Origin of the sequence: Rhodococcus sp. OK611 (assembly GCF_003050885.1) — a bacterium.
GTDB classification, from domain to species: domain Bacteria; phylum Actinomycetota; class Actinomycetes; order Mycobacteriales; family Mycobacteriaceae; genus Rhodococcus_G; species Rhodococcus_G oryzae.
The window spans coordinates 147,342-172,614 of sequence record NZ_QAOZ01000012.1; the positions used below are offsets into that span (position 1 = coordinate 147,342).

At 69.9% G+C, this 25,273-nt stretch carries 26 protein-coding genes; 8 read left to right on the top strand and 18 right to left on the bottom strand.

The features are described 5' to 3' along the window. Positions 1 to 13: 13 nt before the first annotated feature. Both C8K38_RS16650 and C8K38_RS16655 read right to left on the bottom strand, forming a co-directional pair. A complete protein-coding gene (locus C8K38_RS16650; RefSeq protein ID WP_257017539.1) occupies positions 14 to 562 on the bottom strand; it encodes a TIGR00730 family Rossman fold protein in 549 nt (182 codons plus the stop codon). Further along, a complete protein-coding gene (locus tag C8K38_RS16655) occupies positions 559 to 1,383 on the bottom strand; it encodes a TIGR00730 family Rossman fold protein (RefSeq protein WP_097212534.1) in 825 nt (274 codons plus the stop codon). The genes C8K38_RS16650 and C8K38_RS16655 overlap by 4 nt, the downstream gene beginning before the upstream one ends. Before the next feature lie 173 nt (positions 1,384 to 1,556). Between C8K38_RS16655 and C8K38_RS16660 the strand changes: the two genes are divergently transcribed. The 3 genes from C8K38_RS16660 (at position 1,557) to C8K38_RS16670 (ending at position 3,895) form a co-directional block, all read left to right on the top strand. Then, the gene (locus C8K38_RS16660) at positions 1,557 to 2,225 is read left to right on the top strand and encodes an MspA family porin (RefSeq protein WP_257017540.1); all 669 of its coding nucleotides are present in this window, start codon (positions 1,557 to 1,559) and stop codon (positions 2,223 to 2,225) included. Positions 2,226 to 2,236: 11 nt separating this feature from the next. Then, positions 2,237 to 2,914 carry an MspA family porin gene (locus tag C8K38_RS16665; RefSeq protein WP_097212535.1) on the top strand — a complete coding sequence of 226 codons (678 nt, stop codon included), beginning with the start codon at positions 2,237 to 2,239 and terminating at the stop codon, positions 2,912 to 2,914. A gap of 90 nt (positions 2,915 to 3,004) precedes the next feature. Continuing rightward, positions 3,005 to 3,895: an LLM class F420-dependent oxidoreductase gene (locus C8K38_RS16670; protein ID WP_097212536.1), complete on the top strand. Its 891-nt coding sequence runs from the start codon at positions 3,005 to 3,007 to the stop codon at positions 3,893 to 3,895. Positions 3,896 to 3,899: 4 nt separating this feature from the next. Here C8K38_RS16670 and dapE read toward each other — a convergent pair whose 3' ends face one another. Next, positions 3,900 to 4,994, bottom strand: a complete 1,095-nt coding sequence (dapE, locus tag C8K38_RS16675) for a succinyl-diaminopimelate desuccinylase (protein WP_097212537.1) — start codon at positions 4,992 to 4,994, stop codon at positions 3,900 to 3,902. Between the two features lie 73 nt (positions 4,995 to 5,067). After that, complete coding sequence (locus tag C8K38_RS16680) at positions 5,068 to 5,994, bottom strand: SMP-30/gluconolactonase/LRE family protein (protein ID WP_097212538.1); 927 nt, start codon at positions 5,992 to 5,994, stop codon at positions 5,068 to 5,070. Positions 5,995 to 6,097: 103 nt separating this feature from the next. On the opposite strand from C8K38_RS16680, the gene dapD reads away from it, so the two are divergent. Both dapD and C8K38_RS16690 read left to right on the top strand, forming a co-directional pair. Continuing rightward, positions 6,098 to 7,051: a 2,3,4,5-tetrahydropyridine-2,6-dicarboxylate N-succinyltransferase gene (dapD, locus tag C8K38_RS16685; protein ID WP_097212539.1), complete on the top strand. Its 954-nt coding sequence runs from the start codon at positions 6,098 to 6,100 to the stop codon at positions 7,049 to 7,051. 101 nt (positions 7,052 to 7,152) lie between these two features. Next, positions 7,153 to 8,457: an amino acid permease gene (locus C8K38_RS16690; RefSeq protein ID WP_245221630.1), complete on the top strand. Its 1,305-nt coding sequence runs from the start codon at positions 7,153 to 7,155 to the stop codon at positions 8,455 to 8,457. Between the two features lie 32 nt (positions 8,458 to 8,489). On the opposite strand, the gene C8K38_RS16695 is transcribed toward C8K38_RS16690, so the two are convergent. Continuing rightward, entirely contained in the window at positions 8,490 to 9,248 is a 759-nt protein-coding gene (locus C8K38_RS16695; protein WP_097212541.1) for an SDR family NAD(P)-dependent oxidoreductase, read from the bottom strand. A 236-nt stretch (positions 9,249 to 9,484) separates the two neighbouring features. On the opposite strand from C8K38_RS16695, the gene C8K38_RS16700 reads away from it, so the two are divergent. Continuing rightward, positions 9,485 to 10,294: an enoyl-CoA hydratase gene (locus C8K38_RS16700; protein WP_097212542.1), complete on the top strand. Its 810-nt coding sequence runs from the start codon at positions 9,485 to 9,487 to the stop codon at positions 10,292 to 10,294. Between the two features lies 1 nt (position 10,295). On the opposite strand, the gene C8K38_RS16705 is transcribed toward C8K38_RS16700, so the two are convergent. The 3 genes from C8K38_RS16705 to C8K38_RS16715 form a co-directional block, all read right to left on the bottom strand. Further along, entirely contained in the window at positions 10,296 to 10,691 is a 396-nt protein-coding gene (locus C8K38_RS16705; RefSeq protein ID WP_097212543.1) for a PPOX class F420-dependent oxidoreductase, read from the bottom strand. Between the two features lie 229 nt (positions 10,692 to 10,920). Next, positions 10,921 to 11,289: a DUF2568 domain-containing protein gene (locus tag C8K38_RS16710; RefSeq protein ID WP_097212544.1), complete on the bottom strand. Its 369-nt coding sequence runs from the start codon at positions 11,287 to 11,289 to the stop codon at positions 10,921 to 10,923. Then, positions 11,286 to 12,320 carry an NADP-dependent oxidoreductase gene (locus tag C8K38_RS16715; RefSeq protein WP_097212545.1) on the bottom strand — a complete coding sequence of 345 codons (1,035 nt, stop codon included), beginning with the start codon at positions 12,318 to 12,320 and terminating at the stop codon, positions 11,286 to 11,288. Before C8K38_RS16715 ends, C8K38_RS16710 begins: the two co-directional genes overlap by 4 nt. A gap of 98 nt (positions 12,321 to 12,418) precedes the next feature. On the opposite strand from C8K38_RS16715, the gene C8K38_RS16720 reads away from it, so the two are divergent. Continuing rightward, positions 12,419 to 13,300, top strand: a complete 882-nt coding sequence (locus tag C8K38_RS16720; RefSeq protein WP_097212546.1) for a polysaccharide deacetylase family protein — start codon at positions 12,419 to 12,421, stop codon at positions 13,298 to 13,300. A gap of 11 nt (positions 13,301 to 13,311) precedes the next feature. On the opposite strand, the gene C8K38_RS16725 is transcribed toward C8K38_RS16720, so the two are convergent. Next, positions 13,312 to 14,709 carry an acyl-CoA synthetase gene (locus C8K38_RS16725; RefSeq protein ID WP_097212547.1) on the bottom strand — a complete coding sequence of 466 codons (1,398 nt, stop codon included), beginning with the start codon at positions 14,707 to 14,709 and terminating at the stop codon, positions 13,312 to 13,314. A gap of 103 nt (positions 14,710 to 14,812) precedes the next feature. Here C8K38_RS16725 and C8K38_RS16730 point away from each other — a divergent pair, with 103 nt between their 5' ends. Continuing rightward, complete coding sequence (locus C8K38_RS16730; protein ID WP_097212548.1) at positions 14,813 to 15,319, top strand: DUF6790 family protein; 507 nt, start codon at positions 14,813 to 14,815, stop codon at positions 15,317 to 15,319. 24 nt (positions 15,320 to 15,343) lie between these two features. Here C8K38_RS16730 and C8K38_RS16735 read toward each other — a convergent pair whose 3' ends face one another. The 9 genes from C8K38_RS16735 to C8K38_RS16775 form a co-directional block, all read right to left on the bottom strand. Then, positions 15,344 to 15,796, bottom strand: a complete 453-nt coding sequence (locus tag C8K38_RS16735) for a hypothetical protein (protein WP_097212549.1) — start codon at positions 15,794 to 15,796, stop codon at positions 15,344 to 15,346. 104 nt (positions 15,797 to 15,900) lie between these two features. Next, positions 15,901 to 16,128 carry a hypothetical protein gene (locus tag C8K38_RS16740; RefSeq protein ID WP_097212550.1) on the bottom strand — a complete coding sequence of 76 codons (228 nt, stop codon included), beginning with the start codon at positions 16,126 to 16,128 and terminating at the stop codon, positions 15,901 to 15,903. Beyond that, the gene (locus C8K38_RS16745; RefSeq protein WP_097212551.1) at positions 16,128 to 17,282 is read right to left on the bottom strand and encodes a Rieske 2Fe-2S domain-containing protein; all 1,155 of its coding nucleotides are present in this window, start codon (positions 17,280 to 17,282) and stop codon (positions 16,128 to 16,130) included. The genes C8K38_RS16740 and C8K38_RS16745 overlap by 1 nt, the downstream gene beginning before the upstream one ends. A 126-nt stretch (positions 17,283 to 17,408) precedes the next feature. Beyond that, complete coding sequence (locus C8K38_RS16750; RefSeq protein ID WP_097212552.1) at positions 17,409 to 18,380, bottom strand: proline dehydrogenase family protein; 972 nt, start codon at positions 18,378 to 18,380, stop codon at positions 17,409 to 17,411. 2 nt (positions 18,381 to 18,382) lie between these two features. Then, positions 18,383 to 20,026: an L-glutamate gamma-semialdehyde dehydrogenase gene (gene pruA, locus C8K38_RS16755; RefSeq protein WP_097212553.1), complete on the bottom strand. Its 1,644-nt coding sequence runs from the start codon at positions 20,024 to 20,026 to the stop codon at positions 18,383 to 18,385. A 105-nt stretch (positions 20,027 to 20,131) separates the two neighbouring features. Further along, on the bottom strand, positions 20,132 to 21,220 hold the full coding sequence (dapC, locus tag C8K38_RS16760) for a succinyldiaminopimelate transaminase (protein ID WP_097212623.1): 1,089 nt from the start codon (positions 21,218 to 21,220) through the stop codon (positions 20,132 to 20,134). A 40-nt stretch (positions 21,221 to 21,260) separates the two neighbouring features. Beyond that, positions 21,261 to 21,584, bottom strand: a complete 324-nt coding sequence (gene fdxA, locus C8K38_RS16765; protein ID WP_097212554.1) for a ferredoxin — start codon at positions 21,582 to 21,584, stop codon at positions 21,261 to 21,263. A 188-nt stretch (positions 21,585 to 21,772) separates the two neighbouring features. Beyond that, positions 21,773 to 22,585, bottom strand: a complete 813-nt coding sequence (locus C8K38_RS16770) for a hypothetical protein (protein WP_097212555.1) — start codon at positions 22,583 to 22,585, stop codon at positions 21,773 to 21,775. Beyond that, entirely contained in the window at positions 22,582 to 25,167 is a 2,586-nt protein-coding gene (locus C8K38_RS16775) for a bifunctional FO biosynthesis protein CofGH (protein ID WP_097212624.1), read from the bottom strand. Before C8K38_RS16775 ends, C8K38_RS16770 begins: the two co-directional genes overlap by 4 nt. Positions 25,168 to 25,273: the final 106 nt, after the last annotated feature.

Sequence of the window (25,273 nt, forward strand, 5' to 3'; positions counted from 1 at the left end):
CAGGCACCGACGATCACGGGGTGGTGCAGGCGTCGAGCGCCTCGCCGACCCCGGACGTCACCAGCAGCCCGTCGAGGGCCCGCTGCTGCACGAAGCCGCCGTCACGCAGTCCGTCCAGCCAGCTCAGGAGCCCCGAGTAGTGGCCGACCGGGTCGAGCAGGACCACCGGCTTGGCATGCATGCCCAGGTAGCCCGCAGTCCAGGTCTCGAAGAGCTCCTCGAGCGTGCCGATCCCACCGGGCAGGGTGATGAAGGCGTCGGCCCGGTCCTCCATGATCTGCTTCCGCTGACGCATCGTGTCGGTGACGATCAGTTCGTCGGCATCGGTATCGGCGACCTCCCTGTGCACCAACGCCTTCGGGATGACGCCGATGGTCCAGCCGCCGGCCTCGCGGGTGGCCCTTGCCACCGCGCCCATCATCGAGACGTTGCCGCCGCCCGAGACCAACCGCAGCCCCCGCCGGCCGATCTCGGTGCCCAGTTCCGCCGCGAGCGCAAGGTACGAATCGTCGACCGGCCCGGAGGCGCAGTACACACAGATGGTGCGGATCGGGAAGATCACCACTCCTCCTCGGTTCCCATCAGCTCGGCGGCGTCGACGCCGTGCTGCGACTCGACGACGATGCGCACGGCCTCCTCGACGCTGTCGGTCACGTGCAGCAGTTCGACGTCGCTCTCGGAGATCTTGCCGCTCTCCACCAGCGTCGTCTTGATCCACTCGAGCAGGCCGGACCAGTACTGGGTGCCGAACAGCACGATGGGGAACCGGGTGACCTTGCGGGTCTGCACAAGGGTCAGCGCCTCGAACAGTTCGTCGAGGGTGCCGAAGCCGCCCGGCAGACAGATGAAGGCCTGCGAGTACTTGACGAACATGGTCTTGCGGGCGAAGAAGTAGCGGAAGTTGATGCCGAGGTCGACCCACTCGTTGAGGCCCTGCTCGAACGGCAGCTCGATGCCGAGACCGATCGAGTAACCGCCCGACTCGCTGGCACCACGGTTCGCGGCCTCCATCACGCCGGGGCCGCCCCCGGTGATAACCGCGTACCCGGCCTCGGCCAGTGCGGCACCGAGGTCACGGCCCGCGGTGTACTCGGGGTGATCGGACCCGGTTCGCGCGGAGCCGAAGACCGTCACCGCGCGCGGCACCTCCGCGAGCGCTCCGAAGCCCTCGACGAACTCGCTCTGGATCCGCAGCACCCGCCACGGATCGGTGTGCACCCAGTCGGTCGGCCCACGCTGGTCGAGCAGCCTCGAATCGGTGGTTGTCGTCTCCACCTTGCGATCGCGGCGGAGCAGGATCGGTCCGCGGTGCTTGACCGAGGCACTGCCCCGCTTCGAGGTGTTCTGCTTCGCGGCCCGGCCGGGCGTCTTGTCGGGTGCCATGCGAGCAAGGCTATCCCGACGCGGGTGACCCATTTCACTGGGTAAACGCCACAGCAAGCGATTGCAAAGTAGTTTAGCCTTCGCTAACTTCTTGTTCGCGGTGGCAACGATATGTCCCCGCCCGCCTCGGTCACCCGAGTTGCCCGGTCGAGATTCCTTGTGAGGGGATTGCTTTGAGCGTGAAGAACATGTCCGTGGTGCGCGGCGCCCGCATGGCGGGCGCAACCGCGGTCGCCGCGGTCGCGATCGGCCTGATGTCGACCGGTGCGGCGCATGCCGACACGTTTGTGCCGCTGCCGGACGGGCAGAAGGCCGGGCCGGGAGCTGTCGTCTCCCGCACCGGCGAGAGCGCCCTGATCTCGCCGTCGCTGGCCGCCAACGGTGCCGGCCGCACCGCGTGGGTCTCGGGCACGGTCACCGCCGATGTCACCGGCATCACCAAGGAAACAGAGGCCGGCCCCTCGAACGGTGCGACCAACGACAAGGGCACCAACAACTCGTCCACGCACGGGGTCTCGCGGATCAGCACGGGCTACATCGTGGGCTGCCAGGTCGACATCACCGGCCTCGGTGGGTCCATCGGCGCCTCGATGGACCTCACGGGCCCGTCAGTCTCGGGGTCGTTGACCGTCCCGGTCTCGGCCGGCCAGGTCAAGTTCGTCGGCGTCTCCGGCAAGGACATCAAGAAGAACGGCAAGTACTCCGTCCAGTACCAGGACACCCAGCTCGAGATCCAGAACTGCGGCGGCTTCGCCCAGGCCCGCTCCTACACCGTGGTCGAGATCGTCGGCGGCAACTACTCCAAGACCACCCTGTACGGCCAGCCCTTCAGCATCGGATGACAAGGGAAATCATGAACTCCAGCAACACCGGCCTGCGTCACGGGCTGCAGATCTCCGCTGTCGGCGCGGCCACGGCCGTCGCGGTCGGCTTCCTGTCGGCGGGTGCGGCCAATGCCGAAACCTTCGTCCCCTTGCCGGACGGCAGCATCACCGAGATCCTCGCCGACGGCACGGTCGTCACGATCACCCGTACCGGCGAAAGCGCCAACATCTCGCCGTCGATGGGCGCGACCCCGCTGCACCGCAATGTATGGGTGTCCGGCCGGATCGGCGCCGAGGTCACCGGGCCGAATGCCAAGGGCGGCAGCATCACCGCGGGCTACGTGGTGGCCTGCCAGCTGACACTCGGCGGCAAGGGCGGCGCCGACGCCGGGATGTCCTCGGGTTGGGAGGGTGAGAGCGCCAAGCAGACCGCCAAGACCGCGGGCACCGTCAGCATCGGCCCCGGCCAGGCCAAGAACGTCAAACTGCTCGACCTCGAGAAGGCCGACGGCTTCGGCGGCGAGATGCACAGCGGTGCCAACAGCTTCAAGGGCAAGAGCGGCAGCGTCACCTACGCCGACTCCACCATCGGCGTCGAGGGCTGCGCCGGCTACGCGCAGGCCCGGTCCTACGCCACCGTCTCGGTGAGCACCGACAACATCACCAGCAGCACCACGCTGTGGGGACAGCCGTTCAGCATCGGCTAGTCACCGCGGCCGGCCTCACCCGTCGACCGCCTGGGTGAGGCCGGCTGCGTTCCACCGGCGGCGCCGGTTCGCGTGTGCCACGATTGACCGATGCGTCTGGGGCTCCACGCGCTGGGAATCGGCACCGGCGCTCGCCGCGAGGTGATCGACGCCGTCGCGGTCGCCGCCGACGACTCCGGCTTCGCGACGCTCTTGGCGGGCGAACATGTCGTGATGGTGGACCGTCCGACCTCCCGCTACCCCTACGCCGACGACGGCAGGATCGCCGTGCCCGCCGTCGCGGACTGGCTCGACCCGATGATCGGGCTCAGCTTCGCCGCCGCGGCGACGCGCAGGATCCACATCGCGACGGGCATACTCCTTCTCCCCGAACACAACCCCGTGCTGTTGGCCAAGCAGGCGGCGACACTGGACCTGATGAGCGCTGGCCGGTTGACGCTCGGCGTCGGCATCGGCTGGTCCGAGGAGGAATTCGCCGCGCTCGGCGTTCCCTTCGCTCGGCGTGGCCCGCGCGCCGCCGAGTACGTCGCGGCCATGCGGACGCTCTGGCGGGACGACGTCGCCTCCTTCGATGGCGAGTTCGTCAGCTTCGACGCCGTTCGGGTCAATCCCAGACCGGTTCGCGACCGTCGCATCCCCATCGTCGTCGGCGGCAACAGCGACCCGGCGCTGCGACGGGCCGCGACCTGGGGCGACGGGTGGTACGGATTCAATCTCTCCGGCGTGGAGCAGGTCGCGGAACGGATCGACACCCTCCGCGGACTGTGCCGCGCGGTCGGGCGCGACCCCGGCGAGTTGCGGATGGCCGTGGCGCTGCGCGACGTCGATCCCGGCGACGTCCCCGCGCTCGCCGGGGCGGGCGTCGATGAACTGGTGCTCGTCGAGGCTCCGCCGGACGACCCCCGCGCGGCGGCCGACTGGGTTCGGTCGCTCGCCGACCGCTGGCTGCCTGCGATCGACGGGACGGACGCATCCGCGTGAGACGTCAGGTGCTGAGGTAGCCGCGCAGCACCCGGGTGACCTCGGTGATCTGCGAGGTCGGGACGTGCTCGTCCCGCTTGTGCGCGAGGTTCGGGTCGCCGGGGCCGTAGTTGACGGCCGGGATGCCGAGCGCCGAGAACCGGGCGACATCGGTCCAGCCGTACTTCGCGCGGAACTGTCCGCCCGCCGCTCCGATCAGCGCGGCGGCGGCCGGGGCACCCAGACCGGGAAGCGCCCCCGCCGAACTGTCCGTCACCTCGAAGCCGAGGCCGAGTCCGTCCACCACCTCCCTGACGTGCTCGATCGCCTGGTCCACGCTGCGGTCGGGTGCGAACCGGAAGTTCACGTCCACCTCGGCGGCGTCGGGCACCACGTTCCCGGCCACTCCCCCGGCGATGCGCACCGCGGACAGACCCTCGCGGTAGACACAGCCGTCGATGTCCACCGAGCGCGCCTGGTAGTCGGCGAGCCTGGCCAGCAGCGGCCCGAACTTGTGGATCGCGTTGTCCCCCAGCCAGGATCGCGCCGAGTGCGCACGGGTGCCGGAGGTCGTCAGCCGCACCCGCAGGGTGCCCTGGCAGCCGGCCTCGATGAACCCGCCCGACGGTTCGCCGAGCACCGCGACGTCGGCCTGCAGCCATTGCGGCAGCTCGCGCTCGATGCGGCCGAGGCCGTTGTGCACGGCCGCGATCTCCTCGCAGTCGTAGAACACCAGCGTCAGATCGTGCGCGAGTTCCTCGATCGTCGCGGCCAGGTGCAGGAACACCGCGTCACCGGACTTCATGTCGACGGTGCCGCAGCCGTGCAGCAGCTCCCCCTGCACGGGGTCGAAGGTGCGAGTGCTCGGCACGTTGTCGGCGATCGGCACCGTGTCGAGGTGGCCGGCCAGCATCACCCGGCTCGGCAGTCCCAGGTCGGTGCGGGCGAGCACCGCGTTGCCGTTGCGGATCACCTCGAAGCCGATGGTCTGCTCCCGCAGCGCCGCCTCCACCGCATCCGCGATCAGTGCCTCGTCATGGGAGACGCTCGGGATGTCGACCAGCGCGGCGGTGAGCTCGATCGGGTCGGCGTGCAGGTCAAGGCGCGGCGTCGGGGTCACCCGATCAGACTAGGCGGCTCCGCCGCCCGTGCGCGGTAAGCGAGTCCAGGGACTCGTCAACCGCGCACGGGCGCTACGCGCCTATCTCGTAGATGTCGCCGTCGAAACCGGCGCGGAACAGCCGGCCTTCGGAGAACCCGGAGCCGCCGCTGCCGAAGGTCAGCACGCTGGAACCCGGCAGGCCGCCGGCGAGGGCGCAGTACCGGTTCGGCCCGTCCACCCGCAGGATCTCGCCGCTGATGTCGGTGGGCACGATCGGACGGCCCGCCGCGTCCAGCACCAGCCCGTCGGGCGCGACGAAGGCGTCGCCGCTGCCGAAGTCCACCAGCGACTCGGGTGCGGCCGGGTTCGCCAGCGGGATCCGGCTCACGCCCGGATTCACGAAGGTCCGCGACACGTAGAGATAGCGGTCGTCGGCGCTGAGCGCGGCGCCGTTGGCGCTGGGCAGCACTGCCCAGTCGGGCTGCACGACACCGTTCGGCAGCACCCGCCCGACCAGCGATGCGAGGTCGTTGGTGGCGTACACGGTGCCGTCGCGGGTCACGGCCAGGCCGTTCGCCGCGGAGAGTCCCGACGCGAACGGGTGCACCGCGCCGGTCCCGACGTCGATCCTGACGATCCCCGCCGGCCGCGCGATGTCGCCGACGAACACGCGGGCATCGCCGTAGCCGACCAGCAGGGCGCCGTCCGGCGCGAAGACCAGGCCGCCGCCGATCGGGCCGGGCAGGGTCGCGAACGGCACGGCCGGAGCGCCTGGCCGGTCGATCCGGAGCACCCGGTTGCTGCGCAGGTCCGTGAGGTAGAGCCGGCCCGCGCCGTCGACGGCAGCTCCCTCGATTGCCGCGCCCGGCACCCGGCCGACCAACGCGGGCGCCTGCCTCGCGCCGGGGCAGAGCGGCGCGGCGCCCGCCTGCGGCGTCGACAGCAACGAGAGGGCCGCGGCCACCGCTGCGCCGGCCGCGGCGATCCTGACCGAACGGGCGAATCCGATTCCACGCATGCGTCCCCACATCCATTCGGCCGGTACGACGGTCTGCGCTCAGCCTTGCACGGGATGCGCGCGGGTGACGGTTCAATTGCTCCAGCCGGTACCCTGACTGCCCGTGAGCACTCAGGGAGCAACGGCAGTCGGTATCGCAAACGTGACCACGGGCGGGGTCGTCCTCGACACCTGGTACCCGGAGCCCACGCTGGGCGATGTGGCCGAGACGGGCACCGTCGTGCTCGAGGGCGCCGACATCCCGGCCGAGCTGGCCGCGCTGGTCGGCGACGACGAGGCCCGCGGCGTCAAGCAGGTCGCGGTGCGCACCTCGATCGCCGATCTGGCCGCCGCGCCGGTCGACGCGCACGACGCCTACCTGCGCCTGCACCTGATCTCGCACCGTCTCGTCCAGCCGCACGGCGCCAACCTCGACGGCGTCTTCGGCCTGCTCGCCAACGTGGTGTGGACCAACTTCGGCCCCTGCGCGGTCGACGGCTTCGAGCTGGTACGCGCCAAGCTGCGCGCCCGCGGCCAGGTCACCGTCTACGGCATCGACAAGTTCCCGCGCCTCGTCGACTACGTGGTCCCCTCCGGCGTCCGGATCGCCGACGCAGACCGGGTCCGCCTCGGCGCGCACCTGGCCAGCGGCACCACGGTCATGCACGAGGGCTTCGTGAACTTCAACGCAGGCACCCTCGGCAACTCGATGGTCGAGGGCCGCATCTCCGCGGGCGTCGTCGTCGACGACGGTTCCGATGTCGGTGGCGGCGCGTCGATCATGGGCACCCTCTCCGGCGGCGGCAAGGAGGTCATCTCGGTGGGCAAGCGCTGCCTGCTGGGCGCGAACTCCGGCCTCGGCATCTCCCTCGGCGACGACTGCGTGGTCGAGGCGGGTCTGTACATCACCTCCGGCACCAAGGTCTCCGGCCCGGACGGCACGGTGATCAAGGCCAAGGAGCTCAACGGCCAGTCCAACATCTTGTTCCGCCGTAACTCGGTGTCCGGCGCCGTCGAGGTGGTGCCGTGGAAGGGCACCGGCGTCGAGCTCAACGCCGCGTTGCACAAGAACGACTGACGATGACGACGAGCGACCCAGCACAGGACACCGCTACAGCCCTCGCCGAGGAGGGCGACACCTCGCACCTCGGGCACGGGCTCAAGGTCCGCCATCTGACGATGATGGGCCTCGGTTCCGCGATCGGCGCCGGGTTGTTCCTCGGCACCGGTGTCGGGATCGCGAAGGCCGGCCCGGCCGTGCTGATCTCGTACATCATCGCCGGCATCATCGTGGTCTTCGTGATGCGGATGCTCGGCGAGATGGGCGCCGCGATCCCGGCCAGCGGCTCGTTCAGCCACTACGCGCGCATCGGCATCGGCGAGTGGGCCGGCTTCACGATGGGCTGGCTGTACTGGTTCATGCTGATCATGGTGCTCGGCGCCGAGATCACCGGGGCCTCGGCGATCGTGCACGGATGGCTGCCCGGGGTGCCGCAGTGGGTGGTCGCGCTGGTCTTCGTCACCTTCTTCGCGGTGGTGAACCTGGCCAAGGTGAGCAACTTCGGTGAGTTCGAGTTCTGGTTCGCCGCCATCAAGGTCGCGGTCATCATCGCCTTCCTGGTGATCGGCGTGCTGCTGGTCTTCGGGCTGCTGCCGGACACCGACCCGGTCGGGTTCACGAACCTGTTCGGCCAGGGCGGCTTCATGCCGAACGGCTTCGCGGGCATCGCCGCGGGCCTGCTCGTGGTCGCGTTCGCATTCGGCGGCATCGAGATCGTGACGATCGCCGCGGCCGAGTCGAAGGACCCCGAGCACTCGATCGCCACGGCCGTGCGCAGCGTGGTGTGGCGCATCAGCGTGTTCTACATCGGCTCGATCGCGATCATGGTGCTGGTGCTGCCCTGGAACTCGCCGCAGCTGCAGAGCGGTCCCTTCGTGGCCGTCCTGAACCAGGCACACATCTCCTACGTGGCCGGTTTCATGGAACTGGTGGTCGTGGTTGCGCTGCTGTCGGCCTTCAACGCCAACGTCTACGGCACCTCCCGGATGGCCTATTCGCTCGCCCGTCGCGGCGACGGCCCGGCGCTGCTGGGCGGCCTGTCCAAGACGGGGGTGCCCACCAACGCGGTGCTGCTCTCGGTGTTCTTCGGCTTCGTCAGCGTGCTTTTGAACTGGCTGCTGCCGGACTCGCTGCTGTCGATCCTGCTCAACGCCGTCGGCGCCGCGCTGCTGGTGATCTGGATCTTCATCGTGGTCTCACAGCTGCGGCTGCGACCGCGGCTGGAGGCCGAGGGCAAGCTCAGCCTCCGGATGTGGGGCTTCCCCTACCTGAGCTGGTTCACCCTGGCCGCGCTCGGCGGCCTGATCCTGCTGATGCTGACCGACGCCGACGCCCGCAAGCAGCTGATCTCCACGGCCGTGCTGTTCGCCGTGATCGCCGGCCTTTCGGTGCTCAATGCGCGCAGGCGGCGTGCGGACGCCTAGGCCAAGGCGTCCGCACGCGCGTCCGGTTCCGCTCAGCGCGCCGTGAAGCCCCCGTCGATCGCGAGCGCGGCGCCGGTCACGAACGACGCCTCCTCGCTCAACAGGAACGCGACGAACGGCGCGATCTCCTCCGGCTGGGCGACGCGGTTCACCGGGTGCATGGCCGCGATCTGAGCCATCGCCTCGTCGGTGGGGGCCATCGATCCGCGGGAGAGCGGGGTGTCGACCCCACCGGTGGTGATGGCGTTGACCCGCACTCCGCGCTCGGCGACCTCCAGCGCGACGGCCCGGGTCAGTCCGACGACGGCGTGCTTGGCCGCGACATAGGGCGCGACCTCGGGCAGCCCGACGGCACCCAGGTTGGACGCGTTGTTGACGATGGCCCCGCGGGTCTCGAGGAGCGCGGGAATCTGGTGCTTGAGGCAGTGGAAGACGCTGGTGGCGTTCTGCGCGAGCTCCGCGTCCCAGTCCGCCCCGTCGATCCCGGACACCGGGCCGGACGCGTTGACGCCGCCCGCGTTGTTGAAGGCCCCGTCCAGCCGCCCGAACTCGGCGACCGCGGCGTCGACCAGTGCCGCGGCGTCCGCCTCCACCGACACGTCCGCGGGCACGAAGATCGCGGTGCCGCCCGCGGCGCGGATGCCCGCGGCGGCGTCCGCACCGACATCCCGGCGGCGAGCGCCGAGCACGACCGCGGCGCCCTCCGCCGTGAGCCGACGGGCGACCGCGAGGCCGATGCCGGAGGTACCGCCGGTGACGATGAAGACCTTGGAGTCCAGGCTCGAAGACATGATGAGTCCTTTCGGGAGATCTGCTGAAAGTGGTGCGGTGAGCACCTGATTCAGACTGCTGAATCCCGGGACTCGGTGCTGGCGGGAATCGGACGACGCGTTTCCGGAGGAGTCGGGCCGGGGTGGACACCTCCACGGGGCACATCCTGCACCTGGTGCCAGAAACCGCTCCGCGGCGGCCAGGCAGGACGTAGTGTCGGCGCGACCTACGTCCGTCGTCGAGCAGGAGAACGGCCATGAGTTTTGTCCTCGTCGAGCGGCCCCGCGAGAACGTGGCCCTGGTGACCCTCAACCGCCCCGAGCGGATGAACGCCATGGCGTTCGACGTGATGGTTCCGCTGAAGGAATCGCTCGAGGCGATCAGCAACGACAACTCGGTGCGCGCGGTCGTCCTCACCGGCGCGGGCCACGGCTTCTGCTCGGGCGCCGACCAGGCCTCCGCGGGCAGTCCCCCGCACATCGACGGCCTGACCCGTCCGTCGATCGCGTTGCGCGCCATGGAGATCCTCGACGACGTGGTGCTGGCGATCCGCCGGATGCATCAGCCGGTGATCGCCGCGGTCAACGGCGCCGCGATCGGCGGCGGCTTCTGCCTGTCGCTGGCCGCAGACATCCGGATGGCCGCCCCGGAGGCGTACTTCCGGGCGGCGGGCATCAACAACGGACTGACCGCCAGCGAGCTCGGGCTGAGCTACCTGCTGCCGCGCGCGATCGGCTCGTCCCGCGCGTTCGAGATCATGCTGTCCGGTCGGGACATCGATGCCGCGGAGGCGGAGCGGATCGGGCTCGTCTCCCGCGTCGTCGACGGCAAGGACCTGCTCGAGGAGTGCTTCGACCTGGCGACGCGGATCGCGGCCTTCTCCCGGCCCGGCGTCGAGCTCACCAAGCGCACCCTCTGGTCGAGCCTGGACGCCTCCTCGATGGCGCAACACATGAACCAGGAAGGCCTGGGTCAGTTGATGATCCGGCTGATGACCGACAACTTCGAAGAGGCCACCCTGGCCCGGCGCGAGAAGCGGGATCCGGTGTTCCGCGACAGCAAATAGTTCAGGCGCCCGCGCCGGAGTCAAGCCCGAATGCGATCACCCGGTCGGGGTGGATGCGGATCAGCTCCGGCGACATCCCCCTCCCCCACGGCTCCACGTCCGTCAATGCCTCCGCCCTGCCGCGGATCTCGATGCACCGCACCACCCACGGCTGGATCGACGCGAGGTCGTCGACGACGAAGGCCACCCGGTCGTTGCCCGCGAGGTTGCGGAACTTCCTGCTCGCGCCGAGGTTGTGGCCGCCGATGTCGATGGTGCCGAGCTCGGCGTTGTACCGATATCCCACCGGGTTGTTCTGCGGGGCGCCCCGACGATCGACCGTCGCGAGACGGCCGAGCCGCTGGCTGCCGAGGTACTCGATCTGAGCGGGTGTGAGGGCGGACGCTGTCGCGGTCATGGGGGCTCCCGTCGTCGGTGCGATGCACCCGCGACGCTATGACCTCAACCGCGGTTCAGGTCAAGAACTGCGGTCACGCGACCTTGATGATCAGCGTGCCGAAGTGTTGATGATCCGGCTGATGACCGACAACTTCGAGGAGGCCACCCTGGCCCGGCGAGAACCGGGAGCCGGTTTTCCGCGACAGCAAGTAGAGGCCCTGCCGAGAACAACCGGTTCGACGGTGGTCCTATGCGGTGCGCCGCTCCCGCCTGCACAATTCTGCGAACACGACCGCGGACACCACGAAGAAGGCCGCGCCGACCAGCCAGCCGAGGAACAACCCGACAGTTGTCCCGACCACCGCGAACAACGTGACCTGCGCGTAGAGCCGGGACGGATTGGCAAGCCTGCGGCGGGACGTCGGTGCCATCCAGACAGACCAGATCCCCGCCGCCGCGGCCGGCAACGCGACCGCCGCGAGCACCCGACCGAGCAGTGAATCCGTCGCGGCGACCCCGGTCATGGCAAGGAGAACGAGCATCGCCAGCTCACACAGGAACGCGATCAGATCGAGCGGCCCGACCTGCGCCTGCGGCCGCTCACCCAGCTCCGTCACGAGCCGGCCTCGGCCACCTTGATGATCAGCTTGCCGAAGTTACGCCCGGCCAGCATCCCGTTGAAGGCGGCGGGCGCATTCTCCAGCCCCTCGACGATGTCCTCGCGGTACGCGATGCGGCCGTTGTGCATCCAGCCGGACATGTCGGCGACGAACGCCTTGAAATCGCTCTTGACGAACTCGCTCTGGATGAAGCCTCGGATCGTCAGGCTCTTCTTCAGCACGTCGTTCATGAAGCCAGGCAGCCGGTCCGGACCCGCGGGTGTCTCGGTCTCGTTGTAGTGCGACACCAGCCCGCACACCGGAACCCGGGCGAAGTCGTTCAGCAGCGGGCACACCGCGGCCCACACCGCACCGCCGACATTCTCGAAGTACACGTCGATGCCATCGGGGCAGGCCGCCGTGAGCTGCTCGGCGAAATCCGGTGCGCGGTGGTCGATCGCGGCGTCGAAGCCGATCTCGCGCAGGTACGCGACCTTCTCGGGCCCGCCCGCGATGCCGACCGCCCTGGCGCCCTTGATCTTCGCGATCTGCCCGACGGCCGATCCGACCGGCCCCGTCGCGGCGGCGACGACCACCGTCTCCCCCGGCTTGGGGTCGCCGATGCGCAGCAACCCGGCGTAGCCGGTGAAGCCGGGCATCCCCAGCACGCCCAACCAGCTCTGCACCGGCGCGGCCTGCGGGTCGAGCTTGCGCACGTGATGCGCGTCGATCACCGAGTGCGTCTGCCAGCCCGAGAAGGACAGCACCACATCGCCCGCGTGGAAGGCGGGGTCCTTCGATTCGACCACCTCGCACACGGTGCCGCCGACCATCACGTCGCCGAGCTCGACCGGATCGGCGTACGACTTCGCCGCGCTCATCCGGCCCCGCATGTACGGATCGAGGGAGAGGTAGAGGGTCTTGAGCAGCAGCTGCCCGTCGCCGGGAACCGGGACCGGGACGGTCTCGATCCGGAAATCGGACGGATGGGGTTCGCCGACGGGGCGTGACGCGAGCACGATACGGGTGTTCTCGGCTGGCTTGGTCATGGTTATCGAGGTTAGTCGCGTCGGGCCCAAAAGGAGCCGTCTCCGCCAACGGTTCGCCTCGGCGCGCGAGATCGCCTCAGCTGTCATAGCGTGTCGCCGTGCGCTCGCCCCTCACCCGCCGGTCCCTGCTACTCGGCCTCGCCGGTGGCGTCGCGGTCGCTGGGCACCGATTCGCCGTGGTCGGCGGGCCCACCGTCGCCAGTTCCGAGCCGCTCCCGGTCGGGCCTGCCGAGAGCCTCACCGATTACCCGTTGTTGCGTCCGGTCCGGCCCGCCGTGGCGACGGTGCAGGCCAGGTACGCGGGCGCGGTCCCGCGGGAATGGGGCGTCGCCGTCAGCGGGACCAGGACCCGGCTCGCGCCGCCCGACCGCAGGCTCGCCCTCACCTTCGACGCCTGCGGCGGCCCGGGCGGTACCGCGGTGGACGCCGATCTGCTGGTCCTGCTGGAGCGGGAAAGGCTGCCGGCCACGCTGTTCCTCAACGGTCGCTGGATCGACGCCAATCCGGCGCTGACGGTGCGCCTCGCGGACAACCCGTTGATCGAACTCGGCAACCACGGGACACAGCACCTGCCGCTGTCGGTGACCGGACGATCGGCGTACGGGATCGCCGGGACCCGTTCCGTGGCGGAGGTCATCGACGAGGTGCTGGTCAATCACCGACGGCTGCAGGAGATCACCGGCGTCGCGCCGCGCTGGTTCCGGCCGGGCACCGCACACTGCGATGAGGTCGCGGCCGCCATCGTCCGGGATCTCGGCGAGGAGGTCGTCGGTTTCACGATGAACGGCGACTCGGGCGCGACCATGCCCACCTCGAAGGTCCAGGGCGCGCTGACCTCCGCTGCGCCCGGGTCGGTCGTGATCGCGCACATGAACCGCCCCGCGGGTGACACCGCGGAGGGACTGGCCGCGGCCCTGCCCGCGCTGCGGGCGCAGGGCCGCGAGTTCGTCACGCTCGGTGGTGCGGGCGCGTTGGCCTAGGGCCAGCCGGTTCAGCCGAGCTGGTTCTTCTGTACCTTGCCGAGTGCGTTGCGCGGCAACGAGTCCACCACCCGGATCTCGCGGGGCCGCTTGTGCGCGGACAGCTCCGCGACCACGTGCTCGATCAGGTCCTCGGGCGAGGGCACCTCGCCGACCACGTAGGCGACCAGCCGCTGACCGAGGTCGGCGTCCGGCACCCCGACCACCGCGACCTCGCGGACCGCCGGGTGCCCCAACAGCGAGGCCTCCACCTCCCCCGCCCCGATCCGGTACCCACCGGACTTGATCAGGTCGGTCGATTCGCGGCCGACGATGCGATGGAATCCGTGCTCGTCGATCACCGCGACATCCCCGGTCTTGAACCAGCCGTCCTCGGTCCACGACGCCGCGGTCGCGTCCGGGCGGTTCAGATACCCGTCGAACAGCATCGGCCCCCGCACCTGCAGTCCGCCGATGCTCTCGCCGTCGTGCGGGACCGGGGTCCCGTCCTCGTCGATCAGCCGGGTCTCGGCGCCCGCCACCGGCAGCCCCACCCAACCGGGGCGGTGCTCGCCGCCGACGCGGGTGCTGACCGTGATCATGGTCTCGCTCATGCCATATCGCTCGATCGGCACCAGCCCGGTCAGGTCCGCGAGCCGCTCGAACACCGGCACCGGGAGCGGGGCGCTGCCGGAGACCAGCAGCCGGGCGCCGCTCAGCGACTTGGCCGACACCTCGTCCTCGACGATCCGCGACCACACCGTCGGCACGCCGAAGTAGAGCGATCCGTGGGCCTGCGCATACGCCTCGGGCGTGGGCCGCACGGTGTGGACCAGCCTGCTGCCGACCCGCAGCGGGCCGAGCAGCCCCAGGATCAGTCCGTGCACGTGGAACAGCGGAAGTCCGTGCACCAGTGTGTCGTTCGCGGTCCATTTCCAGGCATCCGCGAGCGCGTCGAGGCCGGCGGCGATGGCTCCCCTGCTCAGCAGCACGCCCTTCGGCGGACCCGTGGTGCCGGAGGTGTACAGCACGAAGGCGATCGAGGACGGGGGCGGTTCTGGGTGAGAGTGCCAGTCACGGGTGTGCAACCGTACCGGCACGACCGGCAACCCGCTACCGTCAGGAGCGTTCCCGAGCCAGGCCTGGGCCCCCGAATCGGACAGAATGTGGCTCAACTCGGTCTGACCGGAGTCCGGCGGCACCGGCACGACCGTGACGCCAGCGAGCAGGCAACCGACCACCGCGATCACCGTCGACGCGGTCGGCGTGGCGAGGACGGCGACCCGCTCGGCGCCGCCGATGCGCTTGGCGAGCGCTCCGGCAGCGCCGAGGAGGTCGCTGCGCGAGAGCGTGGTGTCGCCGATCCGGACGGCGTCGGCGACATCGTCGCCTCGGGCGACGGCGAGGGCGTCTAGCGATCGAAGCAGCACCAGCCCAGCGTCTCACACGGAGCGTTCACCAAAAGGGCAACACGACGACGCCCGAGCCGCAACCATGGAATCGACGCCTGTGACGGTCAACCCGAGGAGTCCCGTGACCACTGTGATCGCCGTTGCGCTGGCGTTGATCGTCGCCGCGATACAGGTCCGCAGGCATCGGACGGACACCAGGCCCGCGGCGGTGATCGACACCTACCTCGTGTGGTGGCTGGTGCTGGCGATCGGGCTGAGCTCGGTGGTCGGCGCCGCCTTCCACGTGTTCGACGGACCTGCCATCGCCGAGATGATCGGATACACCAGGGGCGACGGCGGATTCCAGTTCGAGAACGCGATGGGTGACCTCGCGATCGGCGTCACCGGCGTCCTGTGCTTCTGGTTCCGCGGTTACTTCTGGCTGGCGCTGCTGACAGTCACCACGATCCAGTACTTCGGCGACGCGGCGGGCCACGTGTACTTCTGGATCGCCGAGGACAACACCAAGTCGGGCAACATCGGTGCAATGCTGTGGTTCGACATCATCCTGCCCGTCGTCGGGTTCACGCTCTACGCGCTGTCCTACCGGCGCGGCGGCGACGCGCGGCCGGTCGGCGCTCGAACCTGATCGCTACGCCGTGGGGCTACCAGCTCACTGCTCGGACAGCTCGGTCACCGTCACGGAGAACTGCCCGGCGCCGACCGGGAACACGGTGCATTCGAAGGTGCTGCGGACACTCGCCCCGGACCCGTCTTGCGAATCGACCACGCCACGGACCTCGTGGCCGAGCCCCGCGAGACTCGTCTCGTGCGCCTCCGGGAATCCCGGGGTCACAGGCGAATTCAGTCGCTCCGCAACTGCTTTCTCACAGTGCGTTTCCGCATCGAGGGCGGCCTGCGCCGCGGAGGCGCGATCGCCTGCGTCCGCCGCCCGCGGGGCGGCCGACTCCCCGACGGTCGGCTGCGGTGTGTCCTCGCCGCGGATGACTGGAGTGATGACCACATAGCCGACGACGGCGCCGACGACGACGCCGAGGACACTCAGGACTCGGCTCTTCCGTTTCCGGGGTGCCGCGACGTCTTGGACTTGCTTGGGTGCACTCATCCCCAAGGGATATCAGACAAACCCGGCAATCCAGGAATCCGATGCAGGCCTGCGAGACTCGCCGGGCGCGGCGTGCTCACGCCGCGCCCGGCGAGGGCGGTAGCTCATTCCGGAACGGGGATGCGTCCGTCCAGGACGGCCTTGCGGATCGATTCGCGCAACGCCGAACAGCGCCCGATACGCGCACCGCGCTGGGTGAGCGAAGGGTCCTGCTGGTACTCCTCGCAGATTACCTCGGGGTGGTCGGTGCTCCACTGGACAGTGGTGTGCTCCCAGCTGTTCTTCTCGACGAGCACCCGGTTGCCGCAGCGTTCGCAATCGACCGGCTCCATCAGGCCGAGGCCTCCGCGTCGGCCTTGCGGGCGATGTTGTCGGCCACTTCCTGCTTCCACGCCTCGACCGGCCTTGTGGTGTCGAGCTCGAACTCGAAGCGGTCAACCATCTCCGGCTTGACGTCGGCGACGTCGACGTAGAACTGCTCGTACCAGCGGCGCAGCTGGTAGACGGGGCCGTCCTCGTTGGTGAGCAGCGGGTTGTCGATCCGGGTCTTGTTCTTCCAGATCTCGATGTCCTGCTCGAAGCCGATGCCGATGTAGCCGATCATCGCCTGGACCATCTGGTCGGCGATCTCCGCCGGGACCTCCGGCGTCTTCTTGACCTTGATGCCGTACATCAGCACGAACTGGTCCGGGCCGACCGGGTAGTGGCAGTTGATGAGGATCGACTCGGCCTTGAAGTGCTCGTAGTGGTAGGTCAGGTCGTCGATCATGAACGACGGGCCGTGGTACGCCGCCGTCGAGGTGGTCGAGACCAGCTGCGGGACGTCCGGGTCGTCCCACTCGGTGATGTCCTCACGGCCGACGCCCTCGTACTCCTGGATCGCGACATGTCCCTCGAAGATGTTCTTGAAGTACGTCGGGAACGAGTAGTGCACGTAGAAGAAGTGCGCCATGTCGACGACGTTGTCGATGATCTCGCGGCAGTTGGTGTCGATGACGATCGACTTCCACACCCAGTCGGTCCACTCCGTGCCCTCGGGGCACATCTGCGGGATCGTCACGTCCGCGGGCGGCGGGTTGCCCTCCGGGTCGTTCCAGACGAACAGCAGCTCGTCCTGCTCCATGATCTTCCAGGCGCGGGTGCGGGCCAGCGGCGGGACGCGGCGGGCGTAGGGGATGGCGGTGCACTTGCCGTTGCCGCCCCAGCGCCAGTCGTGGAACGGGCAGGCGATGGAGTCGCCCTTGACGGTGCCCTGGCTCAGGTCGCCGCCCATGTGCCTGCAGTAGGCGTCGAGGATCTTGATCTCGCCGTTGCTGTCGGCGAACACGACGAGCTTGGTCCCGAAGGCCTCGATGGAGTGCGGCTTCCCGTCGCGGAACTCCTCCGCCAGCCCCAGGCAGTGCCAGCCACGTGCGAAGCGAGCGGGCGGGGTGCCCTGGTCGATGACGCGGACCTCATCGGTTATCTCGGTTTCCACGTTGGTCATGAAGCGTCCTCTCGTTCAGCGGCCCCCGGGGTGACCGCAGTGATACCGGTCACAGCTCCCTTCAATCTCCTTGGCCGAGAACCCGTTCTCCATAGCCGTTCCCACCCACCGGGCGGTTATCCCTCCTCAGTCCCTCGTGAAGACCGAACGGACGAAGAAGCCCAGGTTGGCGGGCCGCTCCGCGAGCCTGCGCATGAAGTAGCCGTACCATTGGCCGCCGTACGGCAGGTAGACCCGCATCTGGGCGCCGAGCCCGGCAAGGCGGAGCTGTTCGCCGTCCCTGATCCCGTAGAGCATCTGGTGTTCGAAGTCCGCCGAGTCCCGCCCCGACCCCGACGCCATCGAGTCGGCCTCCGCGATGATGACCGGGTCGTGGGAGGCCACCATCGGGTAGCCGCCGCCCTCCATCAGCACCCGCAGGCAGCGCAGGTAGGAGGCGTCCACGTCCGCCTTGGCCTGGAAGGCGACCGATTCCGGCTCCCGGTAGGCGCCCTTGCACAGCCGGATCCGCGATTCCGGGCCCGCCAGGTCGCGGCAGTCCGTTTCGGCGCGGCGCAGGTACGACTGCAGCACCGCGCCCAGCCACGGATGGTCAGCGCGCAGTTCGCGGACGATGGACAGGGTGGAGTCGGTGGTGGTGTGGTCCTCGGCGTCGACGGTGATCCAGACCCCGGCCCGCTCCGCGGCGGCGCACAGCGTCCTCGCGTTCGCCAACGCGATCTCGCGGCCGTCGACCGGCAGCGCCTGCCCCAGCGCGGACAGCTTCACCGACACCTCGAGTGGGCGCACCCCGCCGGGCTCCCTCGCCTCCGGCAGCTCCGCCAGGTCGGAGAGCAGGGCCAGGTACTCGGCGACGGCGGCCCCCGCCTTGGCCTCGTCGGTGGTGTCCTCGCCGAGGTGGTCGATGCTGATCAGCCTGCCGGTGTCGAGGATCGCGCGCGCGGCCGTCAGCGCCTCCGCCCTGGTCTCCCCCGCGATGAACCGTTTGACGATGGATCGGGTGACGGGCGCCCTGGTGATCGCGGCCTTGAGCGTCGTCGATCGCGCAGCCGCCAGGATCGCGGGCCGCAGCGGGTTCTCGAACACCTGCGCCACCACGGCTATTCTTCCGGCTCCATGTGCGGATAGCGGTGGTCCGTCGGTGGGACGAAGGTCTCCTTGATGGTCCGGGCGGATGTCCAGCGGAGCAGGTTGATCGGCGAGCCGGCCTTGTCGTTGGTGCCGGACGCGCGGGCCCCACCGAAGGGTTGCTGTCCGACCACGGCACCGGTCGGTTTGTCGTTGACGTAGAAGTTGCCCGCCGCGAATCGCAGTGCCGTGGACGCCTTGTCGACCGCGACCCGGTCGTCCGCGATGATCGATCCGGTGAGCGCGTAGGGAGCACTCGAGTCCACCACCGCGAGCAGGTCCTCGAACGCGCCGGGCTTGTCGTCGTCGTAGACGTGCACCGACAGGATCGGCCCGAAGTACTCGGTGGCGAAGGCCTCGTCGCGCGGATCCCCGGCGAGCAGCACCGTCGGCCGGACGAAGTATCCCTCGCTGTCGTCGTACTTTCCACCGACCGCGACCTGCACCCCGGCGGCGTCCCGCGCCCGCTCGATCGCGGCGACGTTCTTGTCGTAGGCCGCGCGGTCGATGAGTGCCCCTCCGAAGTTCGACAGGTCCGTCACGTCGCCGTAGCTGAGCTGATCGACCTCGGCCAGGAAGGACTCTCCCATCCTGTGCCACACCGACTTCGGGACGTAGGCGCGGGACGCCGCGGAGCACTTCTGGCCCTGGTACTCGAAGGCGCCGCGCACCAGTGCGGTGCTCAGCACCTCGGGATTCGCCGAGGAATGCGCGACCACGAAATCCTTGCCGCCGGTCTCGCCGACCAACCGCGGATAGCCGCGGTACGAGCCGATATTGGCCCCCACCTCCCGCCAGAGATGCTGGAAGGTCCTGGTCGAGCCGGTGAAGTGGATGCCGGCCAGGCGCGGATCGCTCAGCGCCACATCGGAAACCGCGGCGCCCGAGCCGGTGACCAGGTTGATCACGCCCGGCGGCAACCCCGCCTCCTCCAGCAGCCTCATCGTCCAGTAGGCGGCGACGGTCTGCGTGGTCGACGGTTTCCAGACGACGGTGTTGCCCATCAGCGCGGGTGCGGTCGGTAGATTGCCCGCGATGGCGGAGAAATTGAACGGCGTGATCGCGTAGACGAATCCCTCGAGCGGCCGGTACTCGAGCCGGTTCCACACCCCAGGACCGGAGACCGGCTGATCCGCCAGGATCTGCCGGGCGAAGTGCACGTTGAACCGCCAGAAGTCGATCAGCTCGCACGGCGCGTCGATCTCGGCCTGCTGGACCGACTTGGACTGCCCGAGCATGGTCGCGGCGGCCAGCGTCTCCCGCCAGGGACCGGAGAGCAGGTCCGCGGCCCGCAGCAGCACGGCGGCCCGGTCGTCGAAGGACAGGGCCCGCCAGCCGGGCGCGGCGGCGACCGCGGCCTCGATCGCCTCGTCCGCGTCCTCGTGGGTGGCGTTGGTGAGCGTCCCGAGCACGGCCGAATGCCGATGTGGTTGAACGACGTCCACCCGCTCACCGGCGCCCTGCCGGTGTACGCCACCGATCACGTGCGGCAACTCGAGCGGATCCGAGGCCAGCACGGTGAGCTTGGCGGTGAGCAACAGCCGCTCGCGGCTACCCGGTGCGTACGAGTACACCGGTTCGTTGCTGGGCGAAGGAACCCGAGTGACGGCGTCCATGCTGCCTCCTGCCCGCGAGGGGACGCTGCAGGGGCGGTACCCCGGCAACGAGGAACTCCGCCCCCAGGCTAGCGCCGTGGCGGGTCCGCGGCCAGGTAACGAGGGTCAGGCAGTGAGTCGCGTCGCGGCGGCGGCGATCCGCTCGTCGGTCGCGGTGAGCGCGATCCGCACGTGCCGCCTGCTGCCGGGGCCGTAGAAGTCACCGGGCGCGACCAGGATGCCGCGGTCCGCGAACCAGTCCACGGTGTCCCGGCAGGCCTCCTCGCGGGTGGCCCACAGGTACAGGCCGGCCTCCGAGCTGTCGACCGTGAACCCGGCGGCGCGCACGGCGGGCAGCAGCACCTCGCGGCGCGCGCGGTACCGCTCGCGCTGCGCGTTCTCGTGCGCGTCGTCGTTCAGCGCCGCGGTCATCGCGGCCTGCACGGGGAACGGCATGATCATCCCGGCGTGCTTGCGCACCTCGAGCAGTTCCGCGACCAGGGCGGCGTCGCCGGTGATGAAGCCGGCCCGGTAGCTGGCCAGGTTCGAGGTCTTCGACAGCGAGTGCACCGCAAGCAGGCCGGTGTGGTCGCCGTCGCAGACGCGGGGGTCGAGGATCGAGTACGCCTCGGCCTCCCAGGTCAGGCCCAGGTAGCACTCGTCGGAGACGACGATCGCGCCGCGCTGCCGGGCGAAGTCGACGACCTTGCGCAGGTGGTCGATGCCGAGCACCTTGCCGGTCGGGTTCGACGGCGAGTTGATGAAGATCAGCGCCGGGCTCTCGGGGCCGAGCCGCATGGTGCCGTCGGCGCGCAGCACCCTGGCGCCGGCGAGCAGCGCGCCCACCTCGTAGGTGGGGTAGGCGACCTCGGGGATCACGACCAGGTCATCGGCGCCCAACCCCAGCAGACGCGGCAGCCAGGCGATCGCTTCCTTGGTGCCGATCGCGGGCAGCACGGCCGCCGGATCGAGCCCGGTGACCCCGTACCGCCGGGTCAGCGCACCGACCGCGGCCGCGCGCAACTCGGGGGTGCCGTGCGTGGTCGGGTATCCCGGCACCTCCGACACGGAGGCGAGCGCCTCGCGGATCAGCGGGTCCACCGGATCGACAGGCGTGCCGACGGAGAGGTTGACGATCCCGTCGGGGTGGGACTCGGCCTTGGCCTTGGCCTCTGCCAACGAGTCCCAGGGGAAGTCGGGCAGCCCCGCGGACACGGGAACCCGGGTGCGACCGGTCACGGTGGTACCGAGCAACTCAGTGCTCGCCCATCGGCGGCAGCGCCTTGATGAACGGCGGGTCGTAATCGACCTTGCCGAGCTTGGCGGCGCCACCGGGAGATCCGAGCTCGACGAAGAAGTCGACGTTCGCGCTCACGTAGGCGTTCCACTGATCCGGGACGTCGTCTTCGTAGAAGATCGCCTCGACGGGGCAGACGGGCTCGCAGGCGCCGCAGTCCACGCACTCATCGGGGTGGATGTAGAGCATGCGGCCACCCTCGTAGATACAGTCGACAGGGCATTCCTCGATGCACGCCTTGTCGAGAACATCCACGCACGGTTCAGCAATCGTGTAGGGCACTGCTGCTCTCCCTGCCTTTCGTCAAAAACCATCACGCCGGGCGAACCCCCATGTCCGCCCACGAGTTACCAGTATCTCCTCCCCGAGCCGGGCACACCCGCTTAGGGTGCCCTGACCGCCGGATTCGACGCGAAACCGGGGAACACCCACAGACTACTGCGGAGCGGCCCGCGGCACCGGGTCGAAAGTCAGACGCTCGACAGGCCCTGCAAGCCCGATCTGCCCGCCGCCGTCCGCACCGTGTGGCCGTCGATCCAGCGCTGCCCCTGCGCGGCCGCCCGGGCGAGGGCGCCCCGCTCACCGAGGTAGTCCGCCACCGCGCCGACCAGGGGCAGCTTCCCGAGGGTCCGATAGGGCTGGCCCGGCCTCGGCCGCTTCCCGAGCTCGTCGGGGATCGCCCGGAGCATCCGGGAGGTGGTCCACATCGCGCCGAGCAGGGCGAACGGCCGCCAGGACGAACCGGCCTCGGGGGGCGTCGCATCCGGGTGCGCGAGCAGCGTCCTGGCGTCGGTCTGCCTGCGGCAGAGCACCGAGGCGAGCAGATCCACCTGGGCGCTGCGATCGGTGACGCCGAGCTCCCTGGCCACCGCGACCAGCACCAGCGTCTGATTCGCGAACGCCAGCAGGTCCTGGATCGGCAGCCGCCGGACGAGCGGGCCGAACACGCCGGGAAACGCCACCGCGATGGTGTTCAGCGCGCCTAGCCGGGTCACCCACCATCGGGCGCGACGCTCGTCGCTCGCCCGCTCCCACGCCGCGGTGCCGGGCACCTCGGCGACATCGAGCAGCCAGGCCGCCGCGTCGAGCACCTTCTCGAGAACGCCCCCCGTCGCTTCGCTCGTCCCGACGATCGTGCGCTGCTCGGCGGTAGGCGTGAACGTCCTCGCCTTGATCCGCAGCGGATCGGTGCTCATCAGGTCGAGCACCGGGTTGATCCCCCAGGCCGCGCGGTCGAGCACCGCGACGACCCTGCCGTCGCCGATCCGATCCTTCTCGCTCATGCCACTCCCACCCTCTCGGCATAACCTGTCGTGCGCTGCCGGGCCGGGCGTCCGATCCCCTCGGCGATCGCCCGCAGCTCCGCCACCGTCATCTCCGATCCGTGCTGCGAACCGGCCATCCGCGAGATGGTCTCCTCCATCAAGGTGCCGCCCAGGTCGTTGGCGCCACCCTGGAGCATCGCCTGCGTGCCCGCGACCCCGAGCTTGACCCAGCTGGTCTGGATGTTGTGGATCCGCCCGTGCAGCATGATCCGGGCCAGCGCGTGCGCGGCCCGGTTGTCTCGCTGCGTCGGCCCCGGCCTCGACGCCCCGGCCAGGTACAGCGGGGAGCTCTGGTGCACGAACGGCAGCAGGACGAACTCGGTGAATCCGCCCGTGCGGTCCTGGATTCCGCGGAGCACGTTGAGGTGCCCCACCCAGTGGTGCGGCTGATCGACGTGTCCGTACATCATCGTCGAGCTGGATCGCAGACCCACCTCGTGCGCGGTGGTGACCACGTCGATCCAGGTGCTCGTCGGCAGCTTGCCCTTGGTGAGCACCCAGCGCACCTCGTCGTCGAGGATCTCCGCCGCGGTGCCGGGGATCGAGTCCAGGCCCGCCGCGCGCAGGTCGGTCAGCCAGTCCCGCACGCTCTGCCCGCCGCGGGAGGCGCCGTTGACGATCTCCATCGGGCTGAAGGCGTGCACGTGCATCGACGGCACCCGCGCCTTGACGGCGCGGACCAGGTCCGCGTAGCCGGTGACGGGCAACTCGGGGTCGATACCGCCCTGCATGCACACCTCGGTGGCCCCGGCGACGTGAGCCTCCCACGCCCGGTCGGCCACCTCGGCGGTGGACAGGGTGAACGCGTCGGCGTCGCCCTTGCGCTGCGCGAAGGCGCAGAACCGGCAGCCGGTGTAGCAGATGTTGGTGAAGTTGATGTTCCTGTTCACCACGTACGTGACGTCGTCGCCCACGGCGTCACGGCGCAGGGCGTCGGCCAGCGCGACCATCGCCTCGAGGCCCTCGCCGTCTGCGGTCGCCAGGGCCCGGTACTCGTCGTCGGTGCAGGCGCCGGGGTCGCGCTCGGCGCTGCGCAGCGCCGCCAGCACCTCGGAGTCGAGCCGCACCGGCGCGCCCTGGTTGGACAGCTCGAGGACCTGTTCGCGGACCGAGTCCCAGTCACCGAACGCGCTGCCGAGGTCGCTGCGGGTCTCGGTGTTGCGGCCCTCGGTGTCGATCGCGGTGTTCAGGTCGATGCGCCCGGCCGACACCCACGCCTCGTCCGGCTCCTGCCAGGGCAGGCCGGTCGGTCGGGTGTCCGGCCTGGCCAGCCCGGTCACCGGGTCGGCGAGGGCCTGGACGTGCGCGGAGATGCGGGGGTCGATCCACGGCGAGCCGGCGAGCACGTACGGCGGCTGCGCGGCCGTCCGCTCGGTGAGGGTGTAGCCCGCCTCGGCGGTGATCGCGGCCAGCGTGTCGAGGTTCGGCCACGGCCGCTCGGGGTTGACGTGGTCCGGGGTGAGCGGCGAGACGCCGCCCCAGTCGTCGACGCCCGCGGCGATCAGGGCGAGGCACTCGTCGGCGGACACCAGGTTCGGCGGCGACTGGATCCGCATGCCGGGCCCGAGCAACAGCCGGGCGACGGCGATGGCGGCCCGGAACTCCTCGATTCCCGCGTCCGGCGCGTCGCGCATCGCGGTGTCGTCCTTGGCCAGGAAGTTCTGGATGATGACTTCCTGGATGTGACCGAACGCCTTGTGCGACTTGCGGATCGCGAGAATGGACTCGGCACGTTCGGTCATCGTCTCGCCGATGCCGACCAGGATGCCGGTGGTGAACGGGACCGAGAGCCTGCCCGCGTCGGTGAGCGTGCGCAACCGCACGGCCGGATCCTTGTCGGGGCTGCCGTAGTGGCATTCGCCCTTCTCGGTGAAGAGCCGGGTGGACGTGGTCTCGAGCATCATGCCCATCGACGGCGCGACCGGCTTGAGCCGTGAGATCTCCTCCCAGCTCATCACGCCCGGGTTCAGGTGCGGCAGCAGTCCGGTCTCCTCGAGCACCCGGATCGACATCGCGCGCACGTAATCCAGGGTGGAGTCGTAGCCCCGGGACTCGAGCCACTCCTGCGCCTCCGGCCACCGCTCCTCGGGCCGGTCACCGAGGGTGAACAGCGCCTCCTTGCAGCCGAGTTCGGCGCCGCGGCGGGCAATGTCGAGCACCTCGTCCGGGTCCAGGTACATCCCCCGGCCCTCGGCCCGCAGCTTGCCGGGGACGGTGACGAACGTGCAGTAATGGCACTTGTCGCGGCACAGCCGGGTCAGCGGGATGAACACCTTGCGCGAGTAGCTGACCGTCTTCGGCCGCCCCGCCGCCTCGAGGCCCGCGTCGCGGACCCGTGCCGCCGAGGTGCACAGATCCTCGAGGTCGGCACCGCGGGCGTGCAGCAGCACCGTCGCCTCGTCGACGTTGAGGGTGGCGCCGTCGCGAGCGCGGCGCAGCGCCCTGCGCATCGCGGACGCCGAAGGGGCCGCCAGACCTGCGGGCGGAGCCGGTGCACCCACCTGCGCGGATCCCGACGGCATCGCGGGATCGGGCAGCATCGCGGGCGTGGTCGAGGGGGCGTCGTCAGTGCTCACGCGTTCGATCATGCGCCATCACCCGTTGGACCTGCCAGGGGGAGGCCTCCCACCGCAGCAAACGCGCCCC

What these genes read in the sequence shown, in the direction of transcription:
- pruA (WP_097212553.1), bottom strand. Translation starts at nt 20,026, where the DNA reads ATGGACGCCGTCACTCGGGTTCCTTCGCCCAGCAACGAACCGGTGTAC.
- C8K38_RS16690 (WP_245221630.1), top strand. Translation starts at nt 7,153, where the DNA reads ATGATGGGCCTCGGTTCCGCGATCGGCGCCGGGTTGTTCCTCGGCACC.
- C8K38_RS16770 (WP_097212555.1), bottom strand. Translation starts at nt 22,585, where the DNA reads ATGAGCGAGAAGGATCGGATCGGCGACGGCAGGGTCGTCGCGGTGCTC.
- C8K38_RS16665 (WP_097212535.1), top strand. Translation starts at nt 2,237, where the DNA reads ATGAACTCCAGCAACACCGGCCTGCGTCACGGGCTGCAGATCTCCGCT.
- C8K38_RS16740 (WP_097212550.1), bottom strand. Translation starts at nt 16,128, where the DNA reads ATGGAGCCGGTCGATTGCGAACGCTGCGGCAACCGGGTGCTCGTCGAG.
- C8K38_RS16655 (WP_097212534.1), bottom strand. Translation starts at nt 1,383, where the DNA reads ATGGCACCCGACAAGACGCCCGGCCGGGCCGCGAAGCAGAACACCTCG.
- C8K38_RS16775 (WP_097212624.1), bottom strand. Translation starts at nt 25,167, where the DNA reads ATGCTGCCCGATCCCGCGATGCCGTCGGGATCCGCGCAGGTGGGTGCA.
- C8K38_RS16700 (WP_097212542.1), top strand. Translation starts at nt 9,485, where the DNA reads ATGAGTTTTGTCCTCGTCGAGCGGCCCCGCGAGAACGTGGCCCTGGTG.
- C8K38_RS16670 (WP_097212536.1), top strand. Translation starts at nt 3,005, where the DNA reads ATGCGTCTGGGGCTCCACGCGCTGGGAATCGGCACCGGCGCTCGCCGC.
- C8K38_RS16695 (WP_097212541.1), bottom strand. Translation starts at nt 9,248, where the DNA reads ATGTCTTCGAGCCTGGACTCCAAGGTCTTCATCGTCACCGGCGGTACC.
- C8K38_RS16735 (WP_097212549.1), bottom strand. Translation starts at nt 15,796, where the DNA reads ATGAGTGCACCCAAGCAAGTCCAAGACGTCGCGGCACCCCGGAAACGG.
- C8K38_RS16705 (WP_097212543.1), bottom strand. Translation starts at nt 10,691, where the DNA reads ATGACCGCGACAGCGTCCGCCCTCACACCCGCTCAGATCGAGTACCTC.
- C8K38_RS16745 (WP_097212551.1), bottom strand. Translation starts at nt 17,282, where the DNA reads ATGACCAACGTGGAAACCGAGATAACCGATGAGGTCCGCGTCATCGAC.
- C8K38_RS16715 (WP_097212545.1), bottom strand. Translation starts at nt 12,320, where the DNA reads ATGACCAAGCCAGCCGAGAACACCCGTATCGTGCTCGCGTCACGCCCC.
- C8K38_RS16680 (WP_097212538.1), bottom strand. Translation starts at nt 5,994, where the DNA reads ATGCGTGGAATCGGATTCGCCCGTTCGGTCAGGATCGCCGCGGCCGGC.